The 13146-nt window shown below is 45.2% G+C and carries 11 protein-coding genes and 1 pseudogene; all 12 read left to right on the top strand.

Annotation, left to right across the window (positions count from 1 at the left end; genetic code table 11):
- Positions 1-3: 3 nt before the first annotated feature.
- Positions 4-1107 carry a hypothetical protein gene (locus tag ACYQ5K_RS00895; RefSeq protein WP_022219910.1) on the top strand — a complete coding sequence of 368 codons (1104 nt, stop codon included), beginning with the start codon at positions 4-6 and terminating at the stop codon, positions 1105-1107.
- Positions 1108-1118: 11 nt separating this feature from the next.
- Entirely contained in the window at positions 1119-2198 is a 1080-nt protein-coding gene (locus ACYQ5K_RS00890) for a M24 family metallopeptidase (RefSeq protein WP_178025851.1), read from the top strand.
- Between the two features lie 396 nt (positions 2199-2594).
- On the top strand, positions 2595-3833 hold the full coding sequence (locus ACYQ5K_RS00885; RefSeq protein WP_459777173.1) for a metal-dependent hydrolase family protein: 1239 nt from the start codon (positions 2595-2597) through the stop codon (positions 3831-3833).
- A 177-nt stretch (positions 3834-4010) separates the two neighbouring features.
- Positions 4011-5447 (top strand): acyl-CoA carboxylase subunit beta, encoded by a 1437-nt coding sequence (locus ACYQ5K_RS00880; protein WP_459777172.1) that lies wholly within the window; start codon positions 4011-4013, stop codon positions 5445-5447.
- Positions 5448-5461: 14 nt separating this feature from the next.
- Positions 5462-6241, top strand: a complete 780-nt coding sequence (locus ACYQ5K_RS00875) for an OadG family transporter subunit (RefSeq protein ID WP_459777171.1) — start codon at positions 5462-5464, stop codon at positions 6239-6241.
- A gap of 27 nt (positions 6242-6268) precedes the next feature.
- Complete coding sequence (locus ACYQ5K_RS00870; protein WP_173688436.1) at positions 6269-6634, top strand: biotin/lipoyl-containing protein; 366 nt, start codon at positions 6269-6271, stop codon at positions 6632-6634.
- A 36-nt stretch (positions 6635-6670) separates the two neighbouring features.
- Positions 6671-7822 carry a sodium ion-translocating decarboxylase subunit beta gene (locus tag ACYQ5K_RS00865; protein WP_173688435.1) on the top strand — a complete coding sequence of 384 codons (1152 nt, stop codon included), beginning with the start codon at positions 6671-6673 and terminating at the stop codon, positions 7820-7822.
- 182 nt (positions 7823-8004) lie between these two features.
- Positions 8005-9414 carry an oxaloacetate decarboxylase subunit alpha gene (locus tag ACYQ5K_RS00860; protein ID WP_022219914.1) on the top strand — a complete coding sequence of 470 codons (1410 nt, stop codon included), beginning with the start codon at positions 8005-8007 and terminating at the stop codon, positions 9412-9414.
- A gap of 183 nt (positions 9415-9597) precedes the next feature.
- Positions 9598-10497 carry a MurR/RpiR family transcriptional regulator gene (locus ACYQ5K_RS00855; protein ID WP_008369203.1) on the top strand — a complete coding sequence of 300 codons (900 nt, stop codon included), beginning with the start codon at positions 9598-9600 and terminating at the stop codon, positions 10495-10497.
- Positions 10494-11726: a BaiN/RdsA family NAD(P)/FAD-dependent oxidoreductase gene (locus ACYQ5K_RS00850; RefSeq protein WP_173688434.1), complete on the top strand. Its 1233-nt coding sequence runs from the start codon at positions 10494-10496 to the stop codon at positions 11724-11726. Before ACYQ5K_RS00855 ends, ACYQ5K_RS00850 begins: the two co-directional genes overlap by 4 nt.
- 171 nt (positions 11727-11897) lie before the next feature.
- A complete protein-coding gene (cmk, locus tag ACYQ5K_RS00845) occupies positions 11898-12554 on the top strand; it encodes a (d)CMP kinase (RefSeq protein WP_173688433.1) in 657 nt (218 codons plus the stop codon).
- A 282-nt stretch (positions 12555-12836) separates the two neighbouring features.
- A pseudogene (locus tag ACYQ5K_RS00840) lies at positions 12837-13146 on the top strand (sugar transferase); the annotation flags it as partial.

Raw genomic sequence — 13146 nt, 5'->3', positions numbered from 1 at the left:
TAAATGTCAGAGAATTGTAATTATGCACCGGTCGAAAAAGTCATTCTGATCGATGACAGAAGAATTGAGATTTATTGGGGCGAACAGATGCGCCGTGCTGATAATGAAAACGATTATCTGGTAAAATACAAAGGGGAAGTACAGGAACTGGTACACTGGACCAGTGATATGACATGGGATTATGGTACGGTATACCAGAAAGAATCCATGCGCACCACACTTTCCCTGGTTCATCCGGTTGATCCGGAATGTGCAGGAGAGGTTACCGTACAGGTTGTCGGAAAGCTGACTGATGTAAAAGACAGACCGGCAGACAATGAAAAGGTTTACCAGACCGTGTATCAGCCATATTATGTAGTCCGCAAAAAAGGAACCTCCGGCATTGTAGTAAAAGCCGGAGAAAAAACAACACCGGCCGTAGTGGATAAAGCACTTGCAATTATTGATATGATGCTTGAAAAGATCCCGGAAGTAGCAGAAGAGCTTGTCCGCAGAGGCGCAGAGGTATCTGTGTTCGGACTGCTTGAGAATGCTTATGATGTCCCGGAACACAGAATGGGATATCTGCTTGCAACCCGCCATGTGGCAGGTTACGGCGGCGAGATGACGAATCCGGCATCCTCTATTTCTGAGGCAAATGTGATCCGTCTCAGAACCGGAAGATATGCAACCAGTTATCCAAATGAGATGATCCTTGTCCATGAATTCGGACATGCGATCCATCTGGTTGGAATGAATGGTCTGAAAGACCAGACGCTTGCAGACATGATCCGGAAAGCATATCAGCATGCCAGCGACAATGGTTTGTGGCCGGACACTTATGCGATCAGCAATTACGAAGAGTATTTTGCAACCTTAAGTACTGTCTGGTTCAATGTTATGCAGGAAGGTGTTGACGGACGATGGGATGGTATCCGCGGACCGGTCAATACAAGAGAGGAACTGAAGGTCTATGATCCGGAAGGATATGAGCTGATGAAGCACATTTATCCGGAGAAGACACTTCCGGAACCTTGGCATTATAATGTAAATATCTATGATATTGATGGAAAACCATACAAATCATATGATGAAAATATGAAATTCAACTGGGATTTCATTCAGTAGGAGATGGAACAATGAATACACGCATTCAGACAATTGTAGATGCTGCAAAGAAAAACGGTCATGACGGAATTGTGATCAGCAAAGGCAGCGACATCAAGTATCTGACCGGCTTTACCGGAGAATATGGAGTTGCAGTCCTGCTTCTGACAGAACAGAAAAATTATTTTGTGACAGACGGTCGGTTTGAATTCCAGGCCGCACAGGAAACAGAAGGATTTGAAGTTGTTGTCTATGGTGAAGGACTGAATTACTTCAGCCAGACCGGTAAATTGGCGGCAGAAGCAGGAGTAAAACAGTGTGCAATCTGTGGAGCAGATCTTACGTTTGACGATTATCAGGATCTGGTAAGCCAGGCTCCTGATACAAAATTCGTTTCCGAAGGCTCTTATGTAGAACCTTTACGTGCGATCAAGACACCGGAAGAAATCGAGACGATCGAACAGGCATGCCGGATCTCAGAGAGATCTTTCTATGCACTGCTTGATGTGATCAAACCGGGCGTTACAGAGATCGATATTGCAAATGAACTGGAATATCAGTTCAGAAGCTGTGGCGGTTCAGGATTCTGCTTCGAGACGATCGTAGCATCTGGTCCGGATAACGGAGCAAACTGTCATGCGACGGCATCCGACAGAAAAATCCAGCTTGGTGATTTTGTGACGATTGATTTCGGAACTTATTATCACGGATACTGCTCGGACATTACCCGTACTGTTGCAGTAGGAAAAGCCAAGAATCCGGAGCTTTACAAGATGTTTGACGTAGTCAGAAAAGCAAAGGATGCCGGACAGAACAGCCTGAAACCGGGAATGGTTATGGGCGAGCTCAGAGATATCATCGTGAATGTAGTGGAAGATGCAGGCTATCATATTCCACATGGTCCGGGACACAACTTCGGACTGGATATTCATGAACAGCCGTATATCTGCACCGGCAGTAAAGTGGTCCTTCAGCCGGGAATGGTTCATACGATCGAACCTGGAATTTACATTCCGGGAATCGGTGGTGTCCGTCAGGAAGATGATTTCCTGATCACAGAAGATGGATACCGCAGAATTACGAATATTACAGATGCGCTGATCACACTGTAATAAAAATGTTGTCATCCTAATAAAGTATAAAGAATAGAGGAAATCCTTATCTGGTGGTTTGCCGGATAAGGGTTTTCTTTTTTTAAATCTGCGCTGTAATCTTTAGACACAGACCTGGGAATCGCAAAATTTTAATATTGATTGTCAAACGATGTTGTGAGTAAAATGAAAAGTGCAAGTGTATCCGTATAAAGTTTTGGACGTAAAACGGATTAAAAATTGCAAAATATTTAATAGATTCTGTGGAAAACGGTTGCGCCGGCTTGAAAAAACAAGTATAATACACTTCAAGATGGTTGCGCTTTAAAATGTTAAAGAATGAATGCAACGGGAGAGAGGCAGCATGAAAGGGCTGCGTGTATTTGAAAAATAAAGGAATTAAAGAGGGATCAAGGGATGATTATCAGTACGAAATATCTGATTACAGGAGATGGAAAGACCGTTCTTACGGATAAGGCAGTCTATGTTGGAAAGGATGGAAAGATCGGAAAAATCGCACCGAAAGAAGAGTTGCTGAAAGAATTTCCGCAGGAGGAAGTTAAGGAGTATGGTGATGCGACACTTCTTCCGGGACTTATGGATATGCATGCGCATCTGGCTTATGGATATTCCCAGCCGGACAGCTTTAATTATGGACCACAGCTGATCATGTTATATGCGTTGCAGCATGCGCAGTCTGCATTTGAAAGAGGGATCACCACGGTGCGGGATATGTCTTCTGCACATGGTGTATGCAAGAATCTGAAACTGGCAGAAAAGAAGGGATTTATCGTGATCCCGAGAATCGTGCATACGGATACTGGAATCTGCATGACAGGCGGGCATGCCTGGGAAGAGGTAGAGGAAATGGACGGTCCGTGGGCAATCCGCAAAGAGATCCGTAAGCAGGTGCGTGACGGAGCGGAATGGGTGAAGATCCTGACCACCAACCGGGAACCATATCCGGAGTTTACCCAGGAAGAACTGGATGCGGCGGTGGATGAGTGCCACAGAAGAGGAATCAAGTGTGGCGTGCATGCCGGGACCAATCCGGGGATTCAGATGTGCATTGATGCCGGATTTGACACGATCGAACATGGAACCTTTATGACGCTGGATCATGCTAAGCAGATGGCAGAAAAAGGTATTGCCTGGACACCGACAATCATGGCATATACTTATCTCTATAAACTGTGCAAGGAAAATATCGAGAAGAATGGCGATGCACCGGTCAGCGATCCTGTCATGCAAAAAGAGATGGCAAATTATGAATTCTTTGAACCGGCATACAAAGCGTACCGGGATCATTTTAAAGAATTTTATGATACGGGTGTGACGGTTCTTGCCGGCACCGATATGGTGATGTATCATTCTCCGCTCCTGCCGCTTCCGAGAGAACTGCAATATATGGTGGAATACGGAATTACACCGGTGCAGGCAGTACAGGTGGCAACCTCCAACCCGGCAAAGGTACTGGGTGTGGAAAAAGAACGCGGACTTGTTGCGGAAGGACTGGATGCAGATCTTCTGGTAGTTGGCGGTGACTTAAGCCGGGATATCACCAGATTAAAAGATGTAAAATTTGTTACGCTTGGCGGAAAGAGAGTCTTTGAAGACGGTATCCGTTATGTTGGAACAGGGAATATGTTTATGTAAGAAAAGGCTTCTGCGTTGCAGAGGCTTTTTTGCACGTAAAAGTTACTTGTCGAAAATTTAACAAAATAAGAGAAAACTTATCAAAAACAGTTGCGTATTGCATAAAAAGCAAGTATAATATACACGGCAGAAAATTTGATTTAATTATTAAATTTATAAAAATGGAGGGCTAGATTTATGAGCAACACAACATCATCAAACCCGGCGAGCTTAAGAATTGCCAATTTGCTCGATGAGGGAAGCTTTGTTGAAATCGGTGGACAGGTAACTGCAAGAGCAACAGATTTCAACATGCAGGAGAAAAAAGCTCCGACAGATGGCGTCATCACAGGTTACGGTGTGATCGATGGAAACCTGGTATATGTATACAGCCAGGACGCATCTGTACTGAACGGAACCATCGGCGAGATGCACGCAAAGAAGATTGCGAACATTTATGATATGGCAATGAAGATGGGCGCACCGGTGATCGGTCTGATCGACTGCGCAGGACTTCGTCTTCAGGAAGCAACTGACGCACTGAACGCATTCGGAAGCTTCTATTACAAACAGGCTATGGCTTCTGGCGTAATTCCACAGATCACAGCAGTATTCGGCAATTGCGGTGGTGGACTGGCAGCGGCAGCAGCACTTTCTGATTTTACATTCATGGCAGAGAACGGAAAATTATTCGTAAACTCTCCGAACACCATTCCGGGCAACACCGCGGACAAATGCGATACAGCAAGCGCAAAATTCCAGAGTGAAGAATCCGGAATCGTTGACGGTGTGGGAAGCGAAGAAGAAATTCTTGACGAGATCCGCTCACTCGTAGCAATTCTTCCGGCTAACAACGAAGACAACGATGCATACGATGAATGCACAGACGATCTGAACAGAGTATGTGCAGATCTTGAGAACGCAGCAGAAGATGCAGCACTTGCTCTTTCTATGATCTCTGACAATGGTGTGTTCATTGAGACAAAGAAAGCATATGCAAAAGATATGGTAACAGGCTTCATCCGTCTGAACGGAATGACAGTAGGCGCTGTTGCCAACCGCTCAAAAGTATATGATGAAGAAGGAAACACAGCAGAAGAATTCGATGGCACACTCTCAGCAATGGGATGCAAGAAAGCAACCGCTTTCGTTAAATTCTGTGATGCATTCGGAATTCCGGTACTGACACTTACAAATGTAAAAGGACTTAAGGCATCTGCATGCTCAGAAAAGAACCTTGCAAGAGAGATGGCAGCTCTCACTTATGCATTTGCAGACGCAACTGTACCGAAAGTCAATGTGATCACAGGCAAAGCATTCGGAAGTGCATATGTGACCATGAACAGCAAAGCCATCGGTGCAGACATGGTATACGCATGGCCGGAAGCTGAGATCGGAATGATGGCAGCAGATATGGCAGCTAAGATCATGTACACAGATGCAGATGCAGGCACATTAAAAGCAAAGACAGAAGAATACAAAGCACTTCAGTCAAGCCCGCTCTCAGCAGCAGGAAGAGGATATGTAGATACCATCATCGAACCGGCAGATACAAGAAAATATGTGATCGGTGCATTTGAGATGTTATTTACAAAAAGGGAAGAAAGACCATCCAAAAAACACGGAACAATTTAGCGAGGTGAAGCGAAGTGAAGAAAAAGATTAGTTTAATAGTCGCAGTTCTGGTACTTGTGCTCGGCCTTGCAGGCTGCGGAAATGCAAAGACCGTCAGCTACGATAAAGATACACTGAGCCAGTCCTGTGATTCTGTTTTTGATATCATTCAGAGCGGATCCATCTCAAGTGACCAGATCACAGAGATGTCTGACTGGAACCAGGGATATCTGATGGCACAGTTTGAAAGCCAGACCGGTGTAATGATGGAAGCAGATGATTTTGCAACTGCACTGGAAGGATGGAAAGCATCCCTGGAAGAATGCGGCGATTATGAAAGTCATAAAGACTATGAATTCAAAGCAACTTCTACAGGAGTTACAGTAACTGCACCGGCTACATTTTCTGACAGAAGTGCAGATTTGGAATTCGTATTCGATGAAGATATGACTCTGGAATCATTTACAGTCAATGCTCATTATGGTATGAGCGAAATCCTTGAAAAAGCGGGACTTAACACATTACTTGGTATGGGAACTGTATTCGTAATGCTTATTTTCATGAGCTTCATCATTTCCCTGATCAAATACGTTCCTGCATTACTTAACGGTACATCCAAGAAGAAAAAAGAAGAAGCTCCGAAAGCAGCACCGGCTCCGGCAGTGGCAGCAGCTGTAGAAGAAGCAGAAGAAATGGATGATACCGAACTTGTTGCAGTTATCGCAGCAGCGATCGCGGCAGCAGAAGGAACTACTACAGACGGATTTGTAGTACGTTCTATCAAGAGAAGAAAATCAAACAAATGGAATGCATAGTGCGAATAGAATCAGGAGGATTTAAAGATGAAAAACTATACAATCACAGTTAACGGCAACGTATATGATGTTACAGTAGAAGAAAACGGAAACGGAGCAGCTGCAGCACCTGCAGCAGCACCAAAGGCAGCTCCGAAAGCAGCACCAAAGGCAGCTCCGAAAGCAGCAGCCGGAGCAGGAAGCATCAAAGTAGAAGCTGGTGCAGCCGGAAAAGTATTTAAGATCGAAGCAAGCGTAGGACAGAAAGTATCCCGCGGTGATGCAGTTCTTATCGTAGAAGCAATGAAGATGGAAATTCCTGTTGTAGCTCCGGAAGACGGAACAGTTGCAAGTATCGATGTAGCAGTAGGTGATGCAGTAGAAGCAGGACAGACACTGGCTACATTGAACTAAGGAGCAACATCCTTTTGAAAAACAGGAGGTTATAACATGGAATATATCACTAACACACTGGGAAACCTCGTGCAGCAGACTGCGTTCCTCAACCTGACTTGGGGTAACTACATCATGATCGCAGTTGCATGTTTTTTCCTTTATCTTGCAATCAAGCATGGGTTTGAACCGCTTCTGCTTGTACCGATTGCATTTGGTATGCTCCTGGTAAATATTTACCCGGATATCATGCTTCATGCAGAAGATTCGGCAAACGGAACGGGCGGACTTTTGTATTACTTCTTCCAGCTGGATGAGTGGTCTATTCTCCCGTCACTTATTTTCATGGGTGTCGGTGCGATGACTGACTTCGGACCGCTGATCGCCAACCCGATGAGCTTCCTCCTCGGTGCGGCAGCACAGTTTGGTATTTTCGCAGCTTATCTTGGTGCGATGGCTCTTGGTTTCTCTGATAAAGCAGCAGCTGCTATTTCCATCATCGGTGGAGCAGACGGACCGACATCCATCTTCCTTGCAGGTAAGCTCCAGCAGACGGCTCTGATGGGACCGATCGCCGTGGCGGCGTACTCGTACATGTCACTGGTTCCGATCATCCAGCCGCCGATCATGAAGCTTCTCACAACAGAGAAGGAAAGAAAGATCAAAATGGGACAGCTTCGTCCGGTTACACAGCTTGAGAAGATCCTGTTCCCGATCATCGTAACAATCGTTGTATGTATGATCCTTCCGACAACAGCTCCGCTGGTTGGTATGCTGATGCTTGGTAACCTGTTCAAGGAATCCGGTGTTGTAAGACAGCTGACAGAGACTGCATCCAACGCAATGATGTACATCGTAGTTATCCTGCTTGGAACATCTGTAGGTGCAACAACAAGTGCGGAAGCATTCCTGAATGTCAGCACACTGAAGATCGTAGTACTTGGTCTTATCGCATTTGCATTCGGTACTGCAGCAGGTGTCCTGTTCGGAAAACTTATGTGCGTCGCTACGCATGGCAAAGTTAACCCGCTGATCGGTTCAGCCGGAGTATCTGCCGTACCTATGGCAGCCCGTGTATCCCAGAAAGTAGGAGCGGAAGCAGATCCGACCAACTTCCTTCTGATGCATGCAATGGGACCGAACGTAGCCGGAGTTATCGGAACAGCCGTAGCAGCCGGAACATTTATGGCAATTTTCGGAGTTATGTAGCAACAGGAAGCGATTTGCTTGCTTGCAAGGGCAAATCGCGGTTGCTATCGAAATGTCAGACTGTGCCATCAGGCACAGAAGGAAACCGTCAGGTTCCCTTAGCGCTGCGAGCAGCGCGTATCTGACAGTGAGATAACAATCCTGGAGCGTAATAAACCTTATAATAATTGGAGGAAGATATAATGGCAGCAATTGAAAAGAAACCGATTAAGATTACGGAAACAGTTCTGCGTGATGCGCATCAGTCCCTGATCGCAACAAGACTTACCACAGAACAGATGCTTCCGATCGTAGATAAAATGGACAAAGTCGGATACCATTCCGTAGAATGCTGGGGCGGAGCTACATTTGATGCATCCCTTCGTTTCCTGCATGAAGATCCATGGTCAAGACTTCGTAAATTCCGTGACGGATTCAAGAACACCAAACTTCAGATGCTCTTCCGTGGACAGAACATCCTTGGATACCGTCCATATGCAGATGACGTAGTAGAATACTTCGTTAAGAAATCTGTTGCAAATGGAATCGATATCATTCGTATTTTTGACTGTCTGAATGACCTTAGAAACCTTCAGACAGCAGTAAAAGCAGCTAACGCTGAGAAAGCAGAAGCACAGATCGCACTTTCTTATACACTTGGAGATGCTTATACCTTAGATTACTGGGTAGACATCGCCAAGAGAATCGAAGATATGGGTGCAAACTCTATCTGTATCAAAGATATGGCAGGACTTCTTCTTCCGTACAAGGCAACAGAACTTGTCGGAGCATTGAAAGAAGCTGTTGATATCCCGATCCAGCTGCATACACATTACACATCAGGTGTTGCTTCAATGACATACTTAAAAGCAGTTGAAGCCGGTGTAGACGTGATCGATACTGCTATTTCACCGTTCGCACTTGGAACTTCCCAGCCAGCAACAGAAGTTATGGTTGAGACTTTCAAAGGAACACCTTATGATACAGGATTTGACCAGAGTCTTCTGGCTGAGATCGCTGATTACTTCCGTCCGATCCGTGACGAAGCACTTGACAGCGGACTTCTCAATCCGAAGAACCTTGGTGTTAACATCAAGACTCTTCTGTACCAGGTACCGGGCGGAATGCTTTCCAACCTTACTTCTCAGCTCAAAGAGCAGGGAGCAGAAGACAAGTTCTACGACGTACTTGAAGAAGTACCGAGAGTTCGTAAAGACCTTGGTGAACCACCGCTGGTTACTCCGTCATCACAGATCGTTGGTACACAGGCAGTATTCAATGTCCTGATGGGCGAACGCTACAAGATGGCAACAAAAGAGACAAAAGACATCCTGAGCGGAAAATACGGTGCAACTGTTAAACCGTTCAACCCGGATGTTGTTAAGAAAGTACTTGGAGACAATCCGGAAGTTATCACATGCCGTCCGGCAGATCTGATCCCGGATGAACTTGCTACTCTTGAAAAAGAGATGGAACAGTACAAAGAGCAGGATGAAGACGTACTCAGCTACGCACTCTTCCCGCAGGTAGCTACAGACTTCTTCAAATACCGCGAGGCACAGGAGAAGAAAGTAGATGCTACAATTGCAAAAGACGGAAGTTATCCGGTATAATAGCGACGAACTGACGAAAGCTGTTACAGACAGTATTTTGTGAGCAAAACGTAACTTCAGGAGCCATAAAATTCGAGTTGAATTTTATGGCTCTTTTGCTTATAATAAAAAGGGTTGTGACCTTATTTATAATAGAAGTAAATGATTTTATAAAAAGGCACGTTTCTTATTTGGAGGCAAATTGTGAGCACAAAAAATGAGTTACTGATAAGAATTGATGAGAGATATCCGAAGTTCAGCAAAGGACAGAAGCGGCTTGCGGATTACATCAAAGAAAATTATGATAAAGCAGCCTTCCTGACGGCTGCAAAGATGGGAGAGGCAGTTGGTGTCAGCGAATCAACGGTTGTCCGTTTCGCGACACAGCTTGGATACAAAGGCTATCCGGAATTCCAGAAAGCACTGGGAGAGCTGGTTCGTACCAAGCTGAATTCCATCCAGCGTATGGAAGTGACCTACGGACGGATCGACCGGAGTGAGATTCTGGCGACGGTTCTGCAGTCTGATATCGAGAAGATCAAGCAGACACTGGAATCCGTGGACAATCATGCATTTGAGCTGGCAGTGGATACGATCCTTGCGGCAAAAAAGGTTTATGTAATTGGAATCCGAAGCTGTGCACCGCTGGCGAAATTCCTGACTTTCTATCTGAATCTGATCTGTGAGGATGTGGTAGAGGTCGATACCAACAGTTCCAGCGAGATTTTTGAGCAGCTGATCCGGATCGGGGAAGAAGATGTGATCATCGGGATCAGTTTTCCGCGGTATTCCATGCGTACTTTAAAAGCGCTGGAATTTGCCAGCAACCGGAAAGCAAAGGTAATCACCCTGACCGACAGCGTGAATTCTCCGATGAATCTCTATTCCTCCTGCAACCTGATCGCCAAGAGTGATATGGCATCCATCGTAGATTCCCTGGTTGCACCGCTCAGTGTGATCAATGCACTGGTGGTTGCACTCTGTATGAAGAAGCAGGATGATGTCATCGAGACGCTGGAGACACTGGAGGACATCTGGGACGAATATCAGGTTTATTCCAGAGATGAGCTGGAGCCTGTAGAAGATGAGGTAAGGATCAAATGAGTAAAGTACTGATCGTAGGGGGCGGAGCTGCCGGTATGTTCGCATCCATATTTGCGGCGAAAAATGGCAATGAAGTCCACGTATTTGAGAAAAATGAAAAACTTGGGAAGAAGCTTTTTATCACAGGAAAAGGCAGATGCAACGTCACCAATGCCTGTGATGTAGAAGAGCTTTTCCAGAATATGATATCCAATGAGAAATTCATGTACAGCAGTTTTTATGGATTTACCAATCAGGATGTGATGGATTTCTTTGAAAATGCAGGTCTGCGTCTGAAGACTGAGCGTGGCAACCGTGTATTTCCACAGTCGGATCATTCTTCGGATGTGATCCGCACACTGGAGATGGAAATGAAGCGAAACGGTGTGCACATCCATCTTTATTCCAATGTGGACAAGGTTGTGGCAGAGGATGGAAGATTCTCCCACCTTGTGATGGCAGACGGAAGCAGAGAAGATGGGGATGCCTGTATTATCGCAACCGGTGGTGTCAGCTATCAGACAACAGGTTCAACCGGTGATGGCTACCGTTTCGCAGAAGCGATGGGACACAAGATCACCGAGCCTGCACCGTCACTGGTTCCGATGAATGTCAGAGAAGAGTATATTCCGGCACTGATGGGGCTTTCCCTCAGGAATGTCCAGGCAACGGTCTATGATGGGAAGAAAGAGCTGTACAGTGATTTCGGAGAAATGTTATTCACCCACTTTGGAGTCAGCGGGCCACTGATCATCAGTGCGAGTGCCTATGTAGGTAAAATCCTGCAGAAAAAGCATGAGTTAAAGCTGGTGATCGATCTGAAACCGGCACTTTCCGAAGAACAGCTGGATGCAAGAGTGCTGCGGGAATTTGATGCGAACCATAACAAACAGTTTAAAAATGCAGTCACCGGACTTTTCCCGGCAAAATTACTTCCGGTCATGATCCACTTAAGCGGCATTGATCCGGAGAAGAAGGTCAATGTGATCACAAAAGAAGAGCGGATGAATTTTGTCCATCTGATCAAGCATTTTACTGTGACACTGACCGGGCTTCGGGATTTCAAAGAGGCAATTATTACACGGGGTGGTGTAAAAGTCAAAGAAGTCAATCCATCTACGATGGAATCAAAGCTGGTACAGGGACTGTATTTTGCAGGGGAAGTGCTGGATCTGGATGCACTGACCGGTGGATTCAACCTGCAGATCGCGTGGTCGACTGCATTTGCGGCAGGAAGTAATATCTGGTAGTTTTAGGGATATAGAAATCGCATAACAATCCAGAGATGGCATAAACAGGAAATGATCCGGATGGAAGTCGAGAAAAGCTGAGGACGAGAATATCAGCGGAAAGCCGGAAAAAGAAACCGGTCAGATCTGGACAGGAACAGCAAAATGTGAGTGAAACAGGGAGGATACAAAATGGGATATAATATCGCAATTGACGGACCGGCAGGTGCCGGAAAGAGCACGATCGCAAAACTGGTTGCAAAGGAACTGGGATTCATCTATGTAGATACCGGGGCAATGTACCGCGGACTTGCCGTACATTTTCTGAAAAAAGGGATCGTACCGGGAGAAGTAGAGAAGATCGAGGCAGCATGCGAGGATGCAAAGGTAGAGCTTGGTTATGAAAATGGTGTACAGCAGGTTTATTTAAATGGAGAGAACATCACCGGAGAGCTTCGAGAGGAAGCTGTTGGAAATATGGCATCTGTAAGCTCGGCAGTACCGACAGTACGAGCAAAGCTTCTGGATCTGCAGAGAAATCTTGCAAAAGAAAAGGATGTCGTTATGGACGGAAGAGATATCGGAACCAATGTACTTCCGCATGCGGATGTAAAGGTGTATCTGACTGCAAGCGTAGAATGCCGTGCAATGCGCCGTTTCAAAGAACTGGAAGGAAAAGGAGAAGCCTGTGATTTTGGAAAGATCAAGCAGGATATCCAGGAAAGAGACGAGCGCGATATGACAAGAGAGATCGCACCGCTCAAACAGGCAGACGATGCAGTACTGATCGATAGCTCTGAGATGGGAATTGAGGATGTAGTGAAAGCAATCATTGCATTGAAAAAGTAGAAAATCTGTCAGAAATCAGATTGCAGCAGAAAAAAAGGTGATTATTGTATGGGAAGGGTAAAAAGCTATAATTGAAAATGCAATAATCGATAAATAATTAAAAAGTCATTAGTTTTAAGAAAAAAAGTATACAAAACTAATGACTTTTTTGTGCGAAAAGTTGAAAAAATGTCAAAAAAGAGAATTATACAGGGGGATTGCTTTACCTTTTGTGCGAAATATGTTATAAATGTTAGAGGAGACAAATTACGAAAGTAATGTTTAAGAGGGTTGGGTTTAATTATGTACAGAAAGAAAACTTCCAGTTGGTTAAAACACTGGGATTTTATTTTGTTAGATTTAATATTGTTGGAAGTATCTTATTTACTTGCCCAGTGGCTACGCCATGGATCTGCATATTACAGAGAAGCACCGCTTTATCGGAATGTATTTTTTGCGATTGCGGCGATTGATCTGGTTGTTGGTCTGACGATGGGAAGCTACAGAGGAATCTTGAGGAGAGGATACTGGTTGGAGGCTAAGGCAGTCGCAAAGCACGCGATCATCGTGACAGTGTGTGTGATTGTCTATTTGTGGATAATCAAAGTTCTTG

The sequence above is a fragment of the Allocoprococcus similis genome, from assembly GCF_054660775.1.
The sequence above is the reverse complement of the archived record's forward strand: the minus strand, read 5'-3'. Positions and strand labels throughout refer to the sequence as shown.